Source organism: Vreelandella sedimenti (assembly GCF_013416325.1).
In the GTDB taxonomy this organism is placed as follows: domain Bacteria; phylum Pseudomonadota; class Gammaproteobacteria; order Pseudomonadales; family Halomonadaceae; genus Vreelandella; species Vreelandella sedimenti.
In genome coordinates this window covers 38,870-55,387 of the sequence record NZ_JACCGK010000020.1, presented here as the reverse complement: position 1 = coordinate 55,387, position 16,518 = coordinate 38,870, and the positions used below count along the sequence as shown (strand labels likewise).

Below are 16,518 nucleotides of genomic sequence, written 5' to 3'. Positions count from 1 at the left end.
CCATCTGATTTTATGATTTAAGTCGTCGAGTCAGCATTATTTTCTGTTTTTTATAAATAATTAAGTTTTTAATTCTGCGCGTGCGTTTTTTAAAGATGTGCAGCTAGATGAAGTTACCTTGAGTTGAAAGCAGCCATAGAAAAGTCAAAGGCGTAGAATGGTGGGATCAAAAAAAACCTCAAGGCAAAATGCACAACGGTGAGGGAGTAGTAGCAAGGTTGCGCCATTCATTGGGCGCTTTTGCTACTTGCTCTTTACGACTTATTTGAGTCAAACGGCTTTTTATTAGATGAGGAGAAAGCGCCTTATGTTTACTGGCATTGTGCAAGGGGTAGCCAGGGTTGTGGCGGTACGTGAGCTGGATGATTTTCGCGTGCATGTGTTGGAAATGCCCCCCGCGATGCGCGAAGGGCTTGAGGTCGGCGCGTCTGTTGCTCATAACGGCGTTTGCTTGACGGTAACGGCCATAGAGGGGGATAGCGTTAGTTTTGATTTGATGCGTGAAACGCTGCGATTGACTAATCTTGGTGCAATCACCCCTGGACAATGCGTCAATATAGAGCGCGCGGCGCGCTTTGGTGATGAGATAGGCGGGCACTCCATGTCAGGCCACATCATTTCCATGGCAGAAGTGGTGGCCATCGAAGAGGCGCCTAACAACCGTCGGCTATGGTTTTCGCTGCCGGAACGACTGGGCCGATTCGTGTTTGAAAAGGGCTATATCGGAGTGGATGGTATTAGCTTGACCATTGGCGATGTACGCCCTGCTGAAAGCGGGGATGTGGAGTTCAGCGTCAATTTAATTCCTGAGACACTGTCGCGTACCACGCTTCAGGATCGAGCCCCCGGGGATCAGGTCAATATTGAAATTGACCCGCAAACCCAGGTTATCGTTGAAACCGTTGAGCGCGTGCTTTCCCAAAAAAGCGGCGTTTAGTAAGTGACGCGGCAACGGCTATAATCAGCTTTTTTGGTTAATGGGCTGACCGATCGGTTAATTTATGGCCTAAAGATTGCTAGACATTAGGCGGCGGGCGATTTCCGCTAACATTGGTCGCTACGCTGAGGCGCTCGCATCACGGCGAGCGTTTCGGTAGTATGTGCGGCTTTTCTCAGCACCAGAACGCATACTCATGCGGCGTTAGCGCTAAGGATTAAAAGATTCATGAAACTTCTGGATAACTATTTCAAGCTCTCCGAGCACAAAACCAACGTGAAGACAGAAGTTATCGCCGGGATCACCACTTTCCTGACGATGGCCTATATCATCTTTGTAAACCCGAGCATTTTGTCTGAAGCGGGGATGGACTACGGCGCGGTGTTCGTCGCCACTTGCCTAGCGGCAGCGATTGGCTGTTTCGTCATGGGGATGTGGGCTAACTACCCGATAGCTCAGGCGCCAGGCATGGGTTTGAATGCCTTTTTCACCTACGGCGTGGTGCTGGGGATGGGCTATACCTGGGAAGCCGCGCTGGGGGCGGTGTTCTTCTCAGGTCTAACGTTCTTCTTGTTGAGTATTTTTAAAATTCGCGAGTGGATCATTAACTCCATTCCCATGACGTTACGGCTGGGGATCGCCGCTGGTATTGGCCTTTTCCTGGCAATGATAGCGCTTAAGAACGCCGGTATTGTGGTTGCCAACCCCGCGACCTTTGTTTCCTTAGGTGATCTTTCCCAACCCGCGGCTATTTATGCACTGCTAGGCTTCTTTGTGATTACCGCACTCTCTTACTTGCGAGTGACCGGTGCCGTCATGATCGGGATTTTGGGAATTACTATTGTTGCAATGGTACTCGGTCATAATGAGTACGGGGGGCTTATGTCGATGCCACCCTCTATTGCGCCTACCTTTATGGCGATGGATTTGATGGGCGCGCTGGATGTGGCGATGCTTAGCGTGATTTTTGCCTTCCTGTTTGTGGATCTATTTGATACCTCCGGCACCCTGGTAGGCGTTGCCCACCGTGGCAAGCTGCTGGACAAGGATGGCAAGTTACCGCGCATTGGCCGCGCCATGATGGCCGACAGCACCGCGTCAATGGCGGGGGCCGCCTTGGGTACTTCCACCACGACGAGCTACATTGAATCTACTGCGGGTATCGCGTCGGGTGGCCGTACTGGCTTAACGGCGGTAGTGGTTGGCGTTCTGTTCCTGATCAGTTTGTTCTTCGCACCGCTGGCGGGTTCTATTCCGGCCTACGCTACTGCAGGTGCGCTGCTGTATGTAGCAGTACTGATGGCAGGAAGTTTGGCCCACGCGAATTGGGAAGACCCCACCGACGCCGCGCCGGTACTGATTGCCGCTCTGGCGATGCCGCTGACGTTTTCGATTGCTGAAGGTATTGCGCTTGGTTTTATTAGCTATGTAGCGATCAAGACGTTGTCGGGCCGTTTTGCCGACCTGAATCCGGCGGTGATTATTTTGGCGTTGCTGTTTGCGACAAGATACCTTTTCTTGGTTTGATTGATCATTACCACTTTTTATCCCTCAATGAGAGACGCGATGAGCATCTACGGCGACTACATTAAGTCCGTCATTCGCACGGTTCCCGATTGGCCTGAACAGGGCGTGAATTTTCGCGACATCACCCCGTTGCTGCAAAATAGCGCAGCCTTTCGCAAGCTGATCGATAGCTTCGTTCACCGTTATCAGGAAATGAACCTGGATGCCATCGCGGCCATCGATGCGCGTGGCTTTATTATTGGTGCGCCGCTCGCTTATGAGTTGGGTTGCAGCTTTGTACCGGTGCGTAAGAAGGGCAAGCTGCCTTTCAAGACCATCAGCGAGACTTATAAGCTGGAGTACGGACATTCAGAAGTGGAGCTGCACTCCGATGCGTTCCAGAAAGATGACCGTATTCTACTGATGGATGACCTGATCGCCACTGGTGGCACCATGCTGGCCGCGGCCAACCTCATTCAGCGCAGCGGTGGTCAGGTGGTTGAGACTGCCACCATTATTGATCTGCCTGAGCTGGGCGGATCGCAGAAAATTCGCGATGCTGGTTACAGTGTATTCGCAGTTTGTTCTTTCAACGAAGACGAGTAATGCCCCATGAGCAGCGATCGCTACCACCAACACTTCTTTGTCTCCTGGGATCAGTTGCACCGTGATGTGCGCACCTTATGCCATCAAATGATCGAGCGTGATTTTAAAGGCATCGTAGCGATTACCCGCGGCGGTTTAATTCCCGCCGCGCTGATTGCTCGGGAGCTTAATATCCGGCTGATCGATACCGTGTGTATTAAAAGCTACGACCATATGGATCAGGGCGGCCTGGATATCATGAAGGGCGTCGATCATGACGGTGAGGGTTGGTTGCTGGTCGATGACTTGGTGGATACTGGCAAAACAGCGCGGGCAGTACGTAAAATGCTGCCTAACGCTCACTTTGTGACTATCTACGCCAAGCCGGATGGTCGCCCCATGGTGGATCAATATCTGACCGAAGTTGCCCAGCAGTGTTGGATTCAGTTCCCCTGGGATATGGGCGTTGCGTATGTTGAGCCGCTTGTTGATCAAATGAAGAGGTAATAATGGCCAATCCACTTCCCGACGATTGGAGTCAGTGGCTGGGTAATGAGTTTCAGGCTGACTATATGTTGGCGCTAAAAGATTTTTTGGCGCAGCAAAAAGCCGCGAAGAAGATCATATATCCCCATTCAACGCAGTGGTTTCGAGCCTTTGAACTGACTCCGTTGAACGAAGTGAAGGTGGTTATTTTAGGCCAGGATCCCTATCACGGGCCCAATCAGGCTCACGGTTTATGCTTTTCCGTGCAGCCCGGTGTACCCGTGCCGCCGTCGCTGGTCAATATCTATAAGGAGTTGGCCACCGATGTTGGTTTTACCCCCGTGCGCCACGGCCATCTGGAAGCATGGGCCAAGCAGGGCGTGTTGTTATTAAACACTTCGCTGACCGTGGAGCAGGGCAATGCGGCATCTCATCGCGGTAAGGGATGGGAGCCCTTCACTGACCGCGCGATTGCAACCGTCAGCCTGCACGCGCCGCCGTGTGTGTTTCTGCTTTGGGGCAGTCATGCGCGCCAGAAGAAGGCGTTAATCGACCAAGGGCGCCATTTAATACTGGAAGCCCCGCACCCATCACCTCTCTCTGCGCATCGGGGCTTTTTTGGTACCCGGCATTTTTCCCAAGCCAATCAATTTCTTCAGGCGCAAGGGCGAGCGCCTATCGAATGGCAATTGCCTGAAACCCCTTAACCTAGTAAGTGGTTGCGGGTAGAATACGCGCAATTTTGAGCCTAGCTAATGCAACCTTGGTTGCCATTCTGAACCCCCTGCAGTGAGGAAGTCCCATGAGTGTTTACGCCATTAACCATCCGCTTGTACAACATAAGCTGGGTCTGATGCGCGAAGTTGACCTGAGCACTAAGAGCTTTCGTGAACTGGCAGGTGAAGTCGCCAAGCTGTTGACCTATGAAGCAACTAAAGGTCTTGAGCTGGAAGATCATGAAATCCAGGGATGGAACGGTGAGCCGATTGCCACGCGCCGATTAAAAGGTAAAAAAGTCACCGTTGTACCTATTCTGCGTGCCGGGCTCGGCATGCTGGAAGGCGTGACGGATCTAATTCCGAGTGCGCGGGTAAGCGTTGTAGGTCTTTATCGCGATGAAGAGACGCTGCAACCGGTACCTTACTTTGCCAAGTTTGCCAACGATATCGAAGAGCGCATGGCGATCGTGATTGATCCCATGTTGGCCACCGGCGGCTCGATGGTGGCTACACTAGACATGCTGCGTGAGCGTGGCTGTGAACATATGAAGGTGATCGTTCTCGTCGCCGCCCCTGAAGGTATCAAACGGGTGCAGGACGCTTACCCCGATATCGAAATTTACACCGCCTCAATCGATGACCGCCTCGATGAAAATGGCTACATCGTCCCTGGGCTAGGTGACGCTGGCGATAAGATTTTCGGAACGCGCTAAGCATCGTTACTGACATTGCCCCTTACGCCCAGCGTCAGGGGCATTTTTTTGTATACCTGCTATCAAATCAATAATCACTAGGAATTCACTTATGCGTGAAGCTGCCAGTCAGGCTGAGTCGTGGCCAAAAGTCATTTTAACCGGCGCACAAATGCTGTTTGTGGCGTTTGGGGCCTTGGTGTTAGTACCGCTTTTGACAGGACTCGACCCAAGCGTTGCGCTGTTCACGGCTGGGGTGGGAACCTTGGTATTTCATGGGGTCACCAGGCAGAGCGTGCCAGTGTTTTTAGCCTCATCGTTTGCTTTTATAGCGCCTATTCAAGGCTCTGTGGCGAGCTTTGGCGTTTCGGCAACCATGGGCGGACTAATGGCAGCGGGGCTGGTCTATGTGGCGATCTCCCAGGCTGTACGCTTAAAAGGCACCGCTTGGCTACATCGCTTGCTGCCCGCTGTGGTGGTGGGGCCGGTGATTATGGTGATTGGCCTGGCGCTGGCGCCGGTGGCAGTAAGCATGGCGACCGGTGAAACCAGCGACAATATCGGCTATGGCGCGGCGATTTTCTTATCAATGACCAGCTTGCTAGTCACACTTGTGTTGGCCGTTTTTGGTCGCGGGCTACTTCGCTTAGTGCCGATCATGGGGGGCATTGTCACCGGTTATTTTTTAGCGTTGTTGATGGGTGTGGTCGACTTTACACCGGTGCATGAGGCGGCGTGGTTATCGATACCCAGTTTTACCGCACCCAGTTTTCACTGGGCTGCCATTCTGTTTATGATTCCGGTCGCGATTGCCCCAGCGGTAGAACACATTGGTGATATGGTGGCCATTGGTTCGGTGACCCGCAAAAACTACCTGGAAAAGCCTGGTCTGCATCGCACTCTGCTAGGCGATGGGCTGGCGACGAGCGTAGCAGCACTGTTCGGCGGGCCGCCGAATACTACTTATTCGGAAGTCACCGGGGCGGTAACGCTCACTCGGGCATTTAATCCCAAGTATATGATTGTTGCCGCGATTATTGCCATTGTGCTGGCGTTTTTGTCCAAGCTGGGTGCGTTGCTGCAGACCATTCCTGGCCCGGTAATGGGCGGTATAATGACGCTGTTGTTTGGCTCCATTGCGGTGGTCGGTATGAACACACTGGTACGTGCAGGGCAGTCGCTGACGGCGCCGCGCAACTTGGTCGTGGTTTCGCTGATACTGGTGTTTGGGATTGGCGGCATGCAGTTTGGCGGTGGCCAGTTTACGCTGCAGGGCGTTAGCCTGGCCGCTTTGGTGGGTATTGCGTTGAACTGGCTATTACCCCGCGAGCAAGAGGGCGAGTAGAGTCATTCTCTAAAACGCTGTGTGAATCGTTAGAATGATAGCGTTTAGTGATCATCAGGAGTTTCGGCGGCATGGAAAACGAACTAACTGCGCCCTTTCCCATACTGGGGATTGCTGCCTGGAGCGGTACCGGAAAAACGACGCTGCTAGAGAAGCTGTTGCCACGATTAGGGGAGCATGGCTTGAGCGTCGCTGTCATCAAGCATGCGCACCACTCGTTTGATGTCGACCAGCCGGGCAAGGATAGCTATAAGCTGCGTAGCGCAGGTGCCGCACCGATACTGGTGGCTTCCCGTCAGCGCTTTGCGCTGATGCAGGAAACTCCTGACCAGGAAGAGCCTGATTTAGCCCAGCTAATTGCCATGATGTTGCCGCACGATCCCGATTTGGTGATTGTCGAAGGCTTCAAAGCTTGGCCGATTCCCAAGCTGGTGCTATACCGCGATGGGATTGGCGATGCGGCTATTTTAACCGGTCGATGGGTTGAGGCAGTCGCGCTCAGTGCACCACCGCCTATCGACCTGGCGGCTTCGGTGGCTCAGTTAGATCTAGACGATAATGAAGCGATTGCACAGTGGGTAGTGACCTGGTTAAGCGCTAAAAACGATACTATGTCTTCAAAATGTATGTCTTCAAAATGTATGTCTTCAAAATGTATGTCTTCAAAACGTATGTCCTCAAAACAGCAATGGTGACAACATGCATCTGACCCACCTCAATACCCGTGGTGAAGCCAATATGGTGGACGTCGGCGATAAGCAGGAAACCCACCGCGAAGCAGTCGCCTCCGGGCGCATTATAATGCAGCCTGAAACGCTGAAATTACTTAGCGATGGTGAACTGCCCAAGGGCGATGTGTTGGCCACCGCGCGTATCGCTGGTATCCAGGCGGCCAAACGTACTCATGAGCTGATTCCTCTCTGTCACTCACTGGCGCTCTCCAAGGTTTCTGTTGAGTTCGATATTGATGTGGCCGAATCCTGCGTTCATGTAACCTCGCTGTGTCGCTTGAATGGACGCACTGGGGTCGAAATGGAAGCCCTTACCGCCGTCTCGGTAGCCTGTTTGACGCTTTACGATATGTGCAAAGCGGTCGATAAAGGTATGCGTATCGAAGCTATACAACTCGACAGCAAGCAAGGTGGTCAGCGTGGTGACTACCAGCGTATGAGCGCCCAGGCGCCGATTGTTACCGGTGACGGCGTAGCCGGAGAAGTCAGCTTGGGCGAGCGCTGCCCTTCACCCTGCGTGCGGGTTAAGTTTTTAGCCGAACTGCGCGAGCGGGTAGGCGAAAGTGAGACCGTCGTGAGTCTCGATCAACTGGCTAGCCGCGACATTGGCGGGTTAAAAGCCGCGTTGGCCGAGCAGGATAGTCGCTTTAAACAACTCACCGACCAGCGTACGCTGTGTGCTATTAATCAGGTCATGGCCAATGACGATGCGTTAGTGACTGATGATGACGAAGTGGCATTTTTCCCGCCAGTAACAGGGGGGTGAGGGTGAATAATAAGCTGGATATTAAAGTAGCGATTCAAGCCGCCCCGTTTTCAATGGACTATGGCTATGACGATGCCTTGGCGGGGCGTAGTGATATTGGCGCGGTGGTGAGTTTTACCGGCTTAGTGCGTGATTTTAATGAATCGCCTGACGTCACGGGGTTAACGCTGGAACACTATCCAGGAATGACCGAGCGTACGCTGACGGAGATTGGTGAACAGGCTTGGCAGCGTTGGTCGCTCCAAGCGGTACGGATTATTCATCGCGTCGGTTACCTGGAGCCAGGTGATCCGATTGTGCGCGTTCTCGTAGCCAGCGCACACCGGCGTGAGGCGTTCGAAGCCTGCGATTTTATTATGGATTACCTGAAAACCCAGGCGCCTTTCTGGAAGAAAGAGCACTCTAGCCAGGGCGAGTATTGGGTCAAAGAGCGTCACTCTGATCAACAAGATGCAGCGCGCTGGGAGTGAGACTGCTGCATTGCTGCGCTTTTCACAATAATGCACAGCTCTAACGATTGACGGCGTTCTCCAGGGGGATGACCTCTGGCATTTCGGCGGCCATAATCTGTAGATGCACATCGGGCAGATGCTGCATATGCTCCGCCAGCCACTGTACCATGCGAGGCTGTAATGCTTGGCGCAAGTCGGCAAGCGTCTCTGCTGCAATCTCCTCAAGCTGATCATCCAGCCAATCATTAAAACTATCTTCATCCAGCGGGCTGGCCCCCGTGGCATCCAGCATCAAACGGCCAATACGCGCCCATCCAGTGTCAGTAGCAGTCACCGGCAGCGCTAAGTATAAGCTGCCGCGACGGGCCTTGTTGGCGTCGTGCACCTCAAGACCAGGGTGGGGTACCACGCTGTTTTGACTGACTATGCAGGGCGGCTGCGGATAGCGCGATTCACAGCGCAGCCCGTGACTGTCAAAGCAGATTAGATCGCCGTTCACCGGCGCCAATGGAGCGCTAATGCCTAGCTGTTTGGCAATAGTCTGATGAGCCTGTTGGTGGCGGGCTTCGCCATGCACCGGTATGAGATGTTTTGGCCTGACCCACTGATACAGCTTGATCAGTTCATCCTGAGCGGGGTGCCCGGTAGCGTGCAGCTCAGGGTGGTTGAACTCGTCGTAGAGGTTGACGCCTAAGTGCGCCAAACGCTTTTTAAGTTGTTCAATGGGGCGTTCATTGCCAGGAATGGCTTTAGCCGAAAAAATAACGTTATCGCCCGGCTGAAGATCCACAAAAGGGTGGCGACCCTGGGCGAGGCGCTGTAGCGCAGCTCGGGGCTCACCCTGGCTGCCGGTGGCGATAATCACCACTTCATCCGGGGGAAGATAGCCTAAGTCATGATTGGGCACCAAAGGCGGTAAATCATCCATATAGCCGAGCCCCCGGGCAACGCTGACCATGCGCTCCATTGAACGGCCCATCAAGCTAATGCGGCGGCCACACTTCTGAGCGGCGCGTCCTATTGCTAACACTCGGGCAAGGTTACTGGCAAAGCAGGAGACCACCACCCGGCCCTGGCATTTGGCGAGGGTTTTTGTCAGGGCGCGGGCGACGTCCCCTTCGCTGCCTGAGTGCCCTGGCATGGGGGCGTTAGTGGAATCGCCCACTACCAAGTCAACCGGGGCAAGGGCCTTGAAGAGGGCTGCACTGATCGGCGTGCCGATAATCGGTTCAGGGTCGAGTTTCCAGTCGCCGGTATGTAAAACGCGATAGCCACCGGCCATCATTATTAGCGCACAGCTTTCGGGAATGGAGTGAGTTAAAAGTAAATAACGCAGCGTGAATGGCCCGCTCTCTAGGGCCTCGCCAGGTTCAATGACATGGATAGCCGCACTGCTAAGCTGATGCTCGGCAAATTTTAGCCGCAACAGGCCTGCCGCTAGCGGGGTGGCGTAAATGGGGCAGTTCCACATCGGCCATAGCCAGGCTACGGCACCAATGTGGTCTTCGTGGCCATGGGTGATAAATAGCGCTTTGGGCACGATCCCTAGTGCTTTCGGCGTATCAAGATTGGGTACCTGCAGCGGCGAGTTAGGAAGATCCTGGCGGATCATCATGCCGCAGTCCACGGCTATCCAGTGATCGTCATAGCCGTATAGCGTTAGATTCATTCCAATCTCACCGCATCCCCCCAGCGGCAACATGCGCAGCGGTGGACGACGACGGGGACGAATTTGAACGCGTGGTGAATGCATCTGTTATGAAAAACCTAAAAAGTAGTGACTTAACTATACGGGAAGGCAGGGGCAGCTAACAATCATCCATGGCCTTCCGATACACTATGCGACCTAAGCCGCTGGTTTGTCATAATTAACTTAGCAATAGGTCAAGAGTAGCTCACATGTCTCATTATTATCGTTTAGTGGTTTCCTGTCCTGACCGGGTGGGTATTGTTGCACGGGTATCGAGCTTTATTGCCCAGCAGGGCGGATCCATTACCGAAGCCAGCCAGCACTCCGATTTAGAAACCGGCTGCTTTTTTATGCGCTACGAAATTCTGGCGGATTCGGTAGGTATGTCGGCGGAAGCGCTGCGCGCGGCGTTTGAACCGGTGGCCAGCGAATTCAATATGCAGTGGTCACTGGTGGATACCCAGCAGCGTAGGCGAGTAGTGCTGATGGTGTCGCGGGAGTCACACTGCTTGGTAGATCTACTTTACCGCTGGCAGGCGGGGGAGCTGGATTGCGATATTGTCGGGGTTATCTCCAACCATGATGATATGCGTTCGCTGACGGAGTGGTACGGCATTCCTTATCACCATGTAGCGGTCGACCCCGACAATAAGCAAGCATCGTTTGCCAAAGTTCAGGCCGAAATCGACAGTGCCCGTGCCGACTGCGTGGTGCTGGCGCGCTATATGCAAATACTGCCCCCTGAGCTGTGCGCGCGCTATGCGGGGCGAGTGATTAACATTCACCACAGCTTTTTGCCCTCTTTTGCCGGGGCTAAGCCCTACCACCAGGCCTACCAGCGGGGCGTTAAGCTGATTGGCGCTACCTGCCACTATGTGACCGAGGAACTCGATGCAGGCCCCATCATCGAACAGGATATCCATCGCGTTAGCCACTGTCATACGCCCACTGACTTAGTACGTTTTGGTCGTGACGTTGAGAAAGCAGTGTTGGCGAGAGGTTTACGTTGGCACTTAGAGGATCGCGTGTTGGTGCACGGCAACAAGACAGTGGTATTTAGCTAAGTACTCTATAACGCCCATCAACCTGAGAGGCCGCCATGTCATTCGCGCAAAGTGTATTAGCGCCCTGGGCGCTGCTGCTCACCTGGCTACTCTCGTTAGCAGTGATCGCATGGGCGCTTTGGGGGCGGCCCTGGCGGGTGTTGATAAGGGATTCAGCGCTTCAGCACCGCTGGCTGGGTGCTACGCTGGCGGTGATGCTGATGTGGCAGCTTCGTGCCCAGACGGTTGATTGGCTAACGCTGCACCTTGTCTTTACGGTATTGATGACACTCGTTTTTAAAGCGCCATTAGCGCTGATTAGCAACGTGCTGATCAATATCGCCATGGTGATGATTGGCCATAATGAGTGGATGTTGCTGGGGGCAAATGTGCTGGTTACCGGGATAGTCCCGGCGGCCGTTATTGGCACGGTATGGCGGCTGGTAGATCGCTGCCTGCCGGATAACTTGATGGTCTTTCTGTTTGCCTGCGGTTTTTTTGGCGCGGCACTGGCAACGCTGGGAGGAGGGCTGGCGGCGGTAGTGCTGATTATCGTCGCAGGGACTGATCCTGAGGCGATCTATCTCGCCCAGGAGTATGCGCGTTTCTTACCTCTGCTAATGCCTTCAGAGGCATTTATTACTGGCATGCTGCTGAGCATCCTGTTGGTCTATCACCCAAATTGGGTGGCCACCTTCAATGACCACCGCTATATCGACCTGCAGTAGCGGATTTATTAGCCGAGTGCCTGGCCGTTGCCGCCACGAATTACGCCGACTCCAACGCCTTCGATATCGAGCGCTTGAGAGCGCAGGTCGATTTCAATGGGCGCAAAATCAGGGTTCTCTGCAAACAGCGTCACTTGGTGCCCCTGGCGTTTGAAGCGTTTTACCGTTACTTCATCGTCCAGGCGGGCAACCACGATCTGACCATCGCGAACCCGGTCGGTGCGATGAACCGCCAGTAAATCACCTTCCAAAATGCCAATATCCTTCATGGAAAGGCCGCGTACGCGCAGCAGATAGTCAGCTTTGGGAGTGAAGTACTCGGCTGGTAGCGGGCAGTAGCGATCAATATGTTCGGCGGCCAAAATGGGGCTGCCAGCGGCTACTTCCCCGATCACGGGCAGGCCAGTGGGTGGGGCTTCCACGTTGGCTGTGGGTAAGGCGGTGACTGCGCTATCCAGGATTTCTTGAGGTTCCTGGTTGGGCAGGCGGATGCCGCGAGAGGTGTTGCGGATAATGCGAATAACGCCTTTGCGTTCCAGCGCGCGCAGATGCTCTTCAGCCGCATTGGGTGAGCGGAAGCCAAGTGCTTTGGCAATCTCGGCGCGGGTAGGAGGGTAGCCAAATTCGCCCATGGTCTTAACGATAAAATCGAACACGTGCTGTTGGCGAGCGGTTAGCGGACGCGACATCCCAGACTCCATAAATAGTGGATAGATAGTAACAAGTTAAATGTCGACTTAATCAATAAGTGTTTAAGTATACAGTATGTTCCTCTGTCCAGTATATGGCTTGTTAGTGCCTATCGACTATGTCTATGCAATTTTCCTAATCGTTTGAAACTAAGTTTCTTCTTATTTAATACGTCACATTTTGTCAATAAATCAAGCGTTGAGCCCGCCTACGTTATGGCATAGTATTTTGCTATGTTTTAAACACCTGTTTCCCTGGAGAGCGACATGGCTCAATCTGATACGGTGACCCGTATACTCGACACCGCCGAGGTGCTGTTTGCAGAGCGGGGTTTTGCTGAAACTTCGCTGCGCAACATCACTAGCAAAGCGCGGGTTAACTTAGCCGCTGTTAATTACCATTTTGGTTCCAAAAAAGCCTTGATTCAGGCCGTTTTTGCCCGCTACCTGGATCCGTTTAGCCAGCGCTTTCATACTGCGCTAGATGAGCTCGAGGGCCAACACGCTGGGCGCGTTATCCCCTTGGAAACACTGCTCGAGACCATGGCAACTACCGTTCTTGCGGTGCCCGCCGAGCGCAATAGTTTGAAAGTGTTTATGCGCCTGCTGGGCCTTGCCTACAGTCAGGCACAGGGACATCTAAGACGTTATATCCAGGAAGAGTATGGCGATGTGTTTACACGCTTCACCGAGCTTGTGCGCAAAGCAACGCCGGATCTACCTGACGCCGAGCGTTTTTGGCGGCTACACTTTGTGCTCGGCACGGTAATATTTACCCTGTCTGGCCTCGATGCGCTTCGCGATATCGCGGAGAAGGATTACCACGAACAGGTCTCTGTGCGTGATTTGGTCAGGCGATTGCTCCCGGTAGTGGTGGCTGCTATGAATGCGCCGTTACCCATAGCCCTTGACGGTGCCAAGCCAGAAGAAGGAAAACATGCGAACTCCTACGCTAGCTGAGCTACCTCCAACGGAACATATTTGGCTGGAGATAGATACTACCGAACAGTTGCTGCGCTGTTGGCGAGGGCCAAAAGTGCTCCATGAGTGTTCTATTTCATCCGGTGCCGCCGGAAGCGGGGAACGCAATGGCAGTGGTAAAACCCCCCGCGGGTGGCACTATGTGCGCGCGGCCATTGGTGGTGATATGCCCGAAAATGCGGTGTTTCGAGGTCGCCGCTGGACGGGCGAGACATTTTCGCCCGAACTCGCCGAAGATCATCCAGAGCGTGACTGGATTCTGACCCGCATACTGTGGCTGTGTGGCTTGGAAAAGGGCGTAAACCGCGGTGGTCAGGTGGACTCGCAACGGCGCTATATTTACCTGCACGGGACGCCGCCTGACGAGCCCATAGGCGTTGCTGCGTCCCACGGCTGTATTCGTTTACGCAATAGTGATTTGCTCTATATCTTTTCGTTAGCGTTGCCGGGTACCCCTGTTTGGTTGCACGGTGGCCGCCAATCCTTTGATTGATCAGATTTTGACACCGCTAGACGATCGTCTAGAATCATCGCCCCTTTTCATGGACCTATCACGATGACTCAACCGTTAGGCCCGGTCATGCTTGACCTTGAAGGCCCAAAATTGACGGCTGCAGAAAAACGCTTGCTGCTAGAACCGACGGTAGGGGGCGTAATTTTGTTTGCCCGCAACGTTGAAAATGGCTATCAGGTTCGCAAGCTCTGCAGCGATATTCGCCGTGTGCGTGCTGATTTACTGCTTGCCGTGGATCAAGAAGGTGGCCGCGTTCAGCGCATAAAAGAGGGGTTAACACGCCTGCCTGCCATGGCGCGTATCGGCGATTGTTACCACGCTACCCTAGGAGAGGGGCTGGCGTTAGCCAAAGATGCCGGCTGGCTATTGGGGATGGAGATGGCTGCCTGCGGTCTGGATCTGAGCTTCGCCCCTGTATTAGATGTTGAGAGCGGCCTATCCAGCGTTATTGGCGATCGTAGTTTTAGCAGTGACCCACAGCACGTAGCCCAGCTAGGCAATGCATTTATTCAGGGGCTTCACGATGCAGGCATGGCCGCTGTGGGTAAGCACTTCCCAGGCCACGGTGGGGTCGCAGCGGACTCGCACGTTGCGTTACCGATAGACGATCGCCCACTAGAAGTGATTAAGCAGCACGATCTTGTGCCCTTTACCCAGTTAGCTTCACAGTTAGATGGGATTATGCCTGCACACGTTATTTATAGTGCTTTTGATACGCGCCCAGCAGGCTTTTCACCCAACTGGTTGGGCATGCTGCGGGAGTCGCTAGGCTTCAAAGGCTGCATTTTTTCAGATGACCTGAGTATGGCAGGCGCCCACGAGGCGGGTGACCCCAAAGCGCGTGCCCAGGCAGCGCTGGCAGCAGGCTGCGATATGCTGCTGGTATGTAATGACCGAGCTTCCGCGCTTGAAGTGATGGAGGCATGCCAAGGAATCAATTCTAAGCGCCCCGCTAAACTGCGCTATAGCCGTGCGCGACCTGATCTTGACGCGCTGAGCGCATTGGGTCGATGGCGTCGTACCCACGCTAAATTGGAAGCGCTAGCGGATAAGCCGAAACCCAGCGCTGAATAAATCTCTTATTTAAATAAATCAAGTCTTTAACCCGCCGTGGAGTTGGTAGATGTCAAAGTTGGATAAAGAAGCATTAGAGTCGTTGGACTCAATGCGCGAGTTGATGGATAACGCCGACTGCCTAATTTCTCAACCAGAGGTAGAGCGGGCGCTAGATCGTATGGCGGAAGAGATTACTCGGGATTTAGGCGATAAACTGCCAGTTTTTTACTGTGTGATGAATGGGGGGTTGATTACCACCGGGCATCTGCTTACCCGCTTGGGCTTTCCGTTGGAAGTGGATTATCTGCATGCCACTCGCTACCGCAACGAGCTGCGCGGCGGCGAACTGTTTTGGCGCGTTTCGCCCGAAGTGCCCATGGCGGGCCGTCACGTAGTGATTGTTGACGATATCCTGGATGAGGGTGCGACGCTGGCGGCCATTTTGGCATACTGCGAAGAGGCCCAGGCCGCCAGCGTTACCACAGCGGTGCTGGTCGATAAACAGCACAACCGCAAAGCAGTGCCTGGGTTGAAAGCCGACTATTGTAGCCTGGAAGTCGCCGACCGCTATGTGTTTGGCTTTGGTATGGATTACAAAGGCTACTGGCGCAACGCGCCGGGAATTTTTGCCCCCAAAGGCATGTAATTCACTGGGGGCTTGCGTAGTTTTGCATTAGCGGGGCGAGAAACGCCTCGCTAAGCCAGTTTCGGCAATCATCCGCGTCGAAATCTCCTCCACCGAGAAGCGCGTCGCATCGATGAAGGGAATGTGCATGGTGCGGTAGAGCGACTCGGCCTGTTCCACTTCTTGTAGGCACTGATCCATCGAGCTATAGCGGCTATTGGGGCGTCTCTCGTTGCGAATCGCCGACAAGCGTCGCGCATCGATGGTTAACCCAAACAGCTTTTGCCGATGGGGCGCGAGCGCTTTGGGTAGCTTCAGAATGCCATCTTCGTCTAAATCGTCTTCCGTCAGCGGATAGTTAGCCGCCCGAATGCCAAACTGCAGCGCCAGATAAAGCGAGGTAGGTGTTTTGCCGCAGCGCGAGACGCCAACCAGAATGATATCCGCTTTATCGTATTGGTGGGTGCGTGCACCGTCATCATTATCCAGCGCGAAGTGGACGGAGTGGATACGATCCATATAGACATCATCGCTGCCTATCGAGTGAGTGCGCCCAACGCTGTAGGAGGAGTGGGTCTCTAGTTCTTGCTCCAAGGGCTCCAGAAAGGTTGAAAAAATATCGACCTTAAAGCCGGACGCCTTACGAATAACGTCGCGTATTTGTTGATCCACAATAGTGTCAATGATAATGGGGCGATGACCATCCCGGTTGGCTGTCGACTCAATAATCGCTGCTAACGCCTGCGCTTTTTCCAACGTATCGATATAGGGCTTGGTCTGCATATCGATCTCAACATCGCTGAACTGGGCCAGCAAGCTACGCCCTAAACTCTCTGCCGTGATCCCCGTTCCATCTGAAATAAAAAAAGCCGTACGTTTCATAACGAAATCCACTGATGAGTGATGCGTCTATTGTGTGCCGAGCCGTTTGCCAGCACAACGTGTCAGCATTGGGTGTTTTGGCGGGCTCAAA

At 53.7% G+C, this 16,518-nt stretch carries 19 protein-coding genes; 16 read left to right on the top strand and 3 right to left on the bottom strand.

Annotation, left to right across the window (positions count from 1 at the left end; translation table 11 throughout):
• Nucleotides 1-307 precede the first annotated feature (307 nt).
• From HZU72_RS19880 to moaE, 10 genes are all read left to right on the top strand, one after another.
• On the top strand, nucleotides 308-937 hold the full coding sequence (locus HZU72_RS19880; RefSeq protein ID WP_180095186.1) for a riboflavin synthase subunit alpha: 630 nt from the start codon (nucleotides 308-310) through the stop codon (nucleotides 935-937).
• A gap of 228 nt (nucleotides 938-1,165) precedes the next feature.
• Complete coding sequence (locus HZU72_RS19875) at nucleotides 1,166-2,464, top strand: NCS2 family permease (protein ID WP_180095185.1); 1,299 nt, start codon at nucleotides 1,166-1,168, stop codon at nucleotides 2,462-2,464.
• 39 nt (nucleotides 2,465-2,503) lie between these two features.
• Nucleotides 2,504-3,049, top strand: coding sequence for an adenine phosphoribosyltransferase (locus tag HZU72_RS19870; protein WP_180095184.1), 546 nt, complete (start codon nucleotides 2,504-2,506; stop codon nucleotides 3,047-3,049).
• Between the two features lie 6 nt (nucleotides 3,050-3,055).
• The gene (gene gpt, locus HZU72_RS19865) at nucleotides 3,056-3,535 is read left to right on the top strand and encodes a xanthine phosphoribosyltransferase (RefSeq protein WP_180095183.1); all 480 of its coding nucleotides are present in this window, start codon (nucleotides 3,056-3,058) and stop codon (nucleotides 3,533-3,535) included.
• A gap of 2 nt (nucleotides 3,536-3,537) precedes the next feature.
• Nucleotides 3,538-4,221, top strand: coding sequence for a uracil-DNA glycosylase (ung, locus tag HZU72_RS19860; RefSeq protein ID WP_180095182.1), 684 nt, complete (start codon nucleotides 3,538-3,540; stop codon nucleotides 4,219-4,221).
• A gap of 95 nt (nucleotides 4,222-4,316) precedes the next feature.
• A complete protein-coding gene (upp, locus tag HZU72_RS19855) occupies nucleotides 4,317-4,946 on the top strand; it encodes a uracil phosphoribosyltransferase (protein WP_009286930.1) in 630 nt (209 codons plus the stop codon).
• A 91-nt stretch (nucleotides 4,947-5,037) separates the two neighbouring features.
• Complete coding sequence (locus HZU72_RS19850; protein ID WP_180095181.1) at nucleotides 5,038-6,270, top strand: uracil-xanthine permease family protein; 1,233 nt, start codon at nucleotides 5,038-5,040, stop codon at nucleotides 6,268-6,270.
• Between the two features lie 71 nt (nucleotides 6,271-6,341).
• Nucleotides 6,342-6,965, top strand: a complete 624-nt coding sequence (gene mobB / locus HZU72_RS19845) for a molybdopterin-guanine dinucleotide biosynthesis protein B (RefSeq protein ID WP_180095179.1) — start codon at nucleotides 6,342-6,344, stop codon at nucleotides 6,963-6,965.
• Nucleotides 6,966-6,969: 4 nt separating this feature from the next.
• The gene (gene moaC / locus HZU72_RS19840) at nucleotides 6,970-7,767 is read left to right on the top strand and encodes a cyclic pyranopterin monophosphate synthase MoaC (RefSeq protein ID WP_180095177.1); all 798 of its coding nucleotides are present in this window, start codon (nucleotides 6,970-6,972) and stop codon (nucleotides 7,765-7,767) included.
• 2 nt (nucleotides 7,768-7,769) lie between these two features.
• The gene (gene moaE, locus HZU72_RS19835; RefSeq protein ID WP_286902953.1) at nucleotides 7,770-8,237 is read left to right on the top strand and encodes a molybdopterin synthase catalytic subunit MoaE; all 468 of its coding nucleotides are present in this window, start codon (nucleotides 7,770-7,772) and stop codon (nucleotides 8,235-8,237) included.
• Between the two features lie 40 nt (nucleotides 8,238-8,277).
• Here moaE and HZU72_RS19830 read toward each other — a convergent pair whose 3' ends face one another.
• Entirely contained in the window at nucleotides 8,278-9,888 is a 1,611-nt protein-coding gene (locus HZU72_RS19830) for a ribonuclease J (protein WP_180095273.1), read from the bottom strand.
• A gap of 230 nt (nucleotides 9,889-10,118) precedes the next feature.
• Between HZU72_RS19830 and purU the strand changes: the two genes are divergently transcribed.
• A complete protein-coding gene (gene purU, locus HZU72_RS19825; protein WP_180095175.1) occupies nucleotides 10,119-10,973 on the top strand; it encodes a formyltetrahydrofolate deformylase in 855 nt (284 codons plus the stop codon).
• Nucleotides 10,974-11,008: 35 nt separating this feature from the next.
• On the top strand, nucleotides 11,009-11,680 hold the full coding sequence (locus HZU72_RS19820) for an energy-coupling factor ABC transporter permease (RefSeq protein WP_180095173.1): 672 nt from the start codon (nucleotides 11,009-11,011) through the stop codon (nucleotides 11,678-11,680).
• A gap of 8 nt (nucleotides 11,681-11,688) precedes the next feature.
• Here the strand turns inward: HZU72_RS19820 and lexA are convergent, their stop codons facing one another.
• Nucleotides 11,689-12,369, bottom strand: coding sequence for a transcriptional repressor LexA (gene lexA, locus HZU72_RS19815; RefSeq protein WP_180095171.1), 681 nt, complete (start codon nucleotides 12,367-12,369; stop codon nucleotides 11,689-11,691).
• A gap of 267 nt (nucleotides 12,370-12,636) precedes the next feature.
• On the opposite strand from lexA, the gene HZU72_RS19810 reads away from it, so the two are divergent.
• From HZU72_RS19810 to HZU72_RS19795, 4 genes are all read left to right on the top strand, one after another.
• The gene (locus HZU72_RS19810) at nucleotides 12,637-13,329 is read left to right on the top strand and encodes a TetR/AcrR family transcriptional regulator (RefSeq protein ID WP_022523252.1); all 693 of its coding nucleotides are present in this window, start codon (nucleotides 12,637-12,639) and stop codon (nucleotides 13,327-13,329) included.
• Nucleotides 13,307-13,843, top strand: coding sequence for a L,D-transpeptidase (locus HZU72_RS19805; RefSeq protein ID WP_180095169.1), 537 nt, complete (start codon nucleotides 13,307-13,309; stop codon nucleotides 13,841-13,843). Before HZU72_RS19810 ends, HZU72_RS19805 begins: the two co-directional genes overlap by 23 nt.
• Before the next feature lie 63 nt (nucleotides 13,844-13,906).
• The gene (gene nagZ, locus HZU72_RS19800) at nucleotides 13,907-14,938 is read left to right on the top strand and encodes a beta-N-acetylhexosaminidase (RefSeq protein ID WP_180095167.1); all 1,032 of its coding nucleotides are present in this window, start codon (nucleotides 13,907-13,909) and stop codon (nucleotides 14,936-14,938) included.
• A 49-nt stretch (nucleotides 14,939-14,987) separates the two neighbouring features.
• The gene (locus HZU72_RS19795) at nucleotides 14,988-15,566 is read left to right on the top strand and encodes a hypoxanthine-guanine phosphoribosyltransferase (RefSeq protein WP_180095165.1); all 579 of its coding nucleotides are present in this window, start codon (nucleotides 14,988-14,990) and stop codon (nucleotides 15,564-15,566) included.
• Between the two features lie 27 nt (nucleotides 15,567-15,593).
• Here the strand turns inward: HZU72_RS19795 and ppsR are convergent, their stop codons facing one another.
• The gene (gene ppsR / locus HZU72_RS19790) at nucleotides 15,594-16,427 is read right to left on the bottom strand and encodes a posphoenolpyruvate synthetase regulatory kinase/phosphorylase PpsR (RefSeq protein ID WP_180095163.1); all 834 of its coding nucleotides are present in this window, start codon (nucleotides 16,425-16,427) and stop codon (nucleotides 15,594-15,596) included.
• Nucleotides 16,428-16,518: the final 91 nt, after the last annotated feature.

What these genes read in the sequence shown, in the direction of transcription:
- HZU72_RS19875 (WP_180095185.1), top strand. Translation starts at nt 1,166, where the DNA reads ATGAAACTTCTGGATAACTATTTCAAGCTCTCCGAGCACAAAACCAAC.
- lexA (WP_180095171.1), bottom strand. Translation starts at nt 12,369, where the DNA reads ATGTCGCGTCCGCTAACCGCTCGCCAACAGCACGTGTTCGATTTTATC.
- HZU72_RS19870 (WP_180095184.1), top strand. Translation starts at nt 2,504, where the DNA reads ATGAGCATCTACGGCGACTACATTAAGTCCGTCATTCGCACGGTTCCC.
- mobB (WP_180095179.1), top strand. Translation starts at nt 6,342, where the DNA reads ATGGAAAACGAACTAACTGCGCCCTTTCCCATACTGGGGATTGCTGCC.
- upp (WP_009286930.1), top strand. Translation starts at nt 4,317, where the DNA reads ATGAGTGTTTACGCCATTAACCATCCGCTTGTACAACATAAGCTGGGT.
- HZU72_RS19880 (WP_180095186.1), top strand. Translation starts at nt 308, where the DNA reads ATGTTTACTGGCATTGTGCAAGGGGTAGCCAGGGTTGTGGCGGTACGT.
- ung (WP_180095182.1), top strand. Translation starts at nt 3,538, where the DNA reads ATGGCCAATCCACTTCCCGACGATTGGAGTCAGTGGCTGGGTAATGAG.
- HZU72_RS19830 (WP_180095273.1), bottom strand. Translation starts at nt 9,888, where the DNA reads ATGAATCTAACGCTATACGGCTATGACGATCACTGGATAGCCGTGGAC.
- HZU72_RS19820 (WP_180095173.1), top strand. Translation starts at nt 11,009, where the DNA reads ATGTCATTCGCGCAAAGTGTATTAGCGCCCTGGGCGCTGCTGCTCACC.
- HZU72_RS19795 (WP_180095165.1), top strand. Translation starts at nt 14,988, where the DNA reads ATGTCAAAGTTGGATAAAGAAGCATTAGAGTCGTTGGACTCAATGCGC.
- gpt (WP_180095183.1), top strand. Translation starts at nt 3,056, where the DNA reads ATGAGCAGCGATCGCTACCACCAACACTTCTTTGTCTCCTGGGATCAG.
- moaC (WP_180095177.1), top strand. Translation starts at nt 6,970, where the DNA reads ATGCATCTGACCCACCTCAATACCCGTGGTGAAGCCAATATGGTGGAC.
- HZU72_RS19805 (WP_180095169.1), top strand. Translation starts at nt 13,307, where the DNA reads ATGCGAACTCCTACGCTAGCTGAGCTACCTCCAACGGAACATATTTGG.
- purU (WP_180095175.1), top strand. Translation starts at nt 10,119, where the DNA reads ATGTCTCATTATTATCGTTTAGTGGTTTCCTGTCCTGACCGGGTGGGT.
- HZU72_RS19850 (WP_180095181.1), top strand. Translation starts at nt 5,038, where the DNA reads ATGCGTGAAGCTGCCAGTCAGGCTGAGTCGTGGCCAAAAGTCATTTTA.
- HZU72_RS19810 (WP_022523252.1), top strand. Translation starts at nt 12,637, where the DNA reads ATGGCTCAATCTGATACGGTGACCCGTATACTCGACACCGCCGAGGTG.
- nagZ (WP_180095167.1), top strand. Translation starts at nt 13,907, where the DNA reads ATGACTCAACCGTTAGGCCCGGTCATGCTTGACCTTGAAGGCCCAAAA.
- ppsR (WP_180095163.1), bottom strand. Translation starts at nt 16,427, where the DNA reads ATGAAACGTACGGCTTTTTTTATTTCAGATGGAACGGGGATCACGGCA.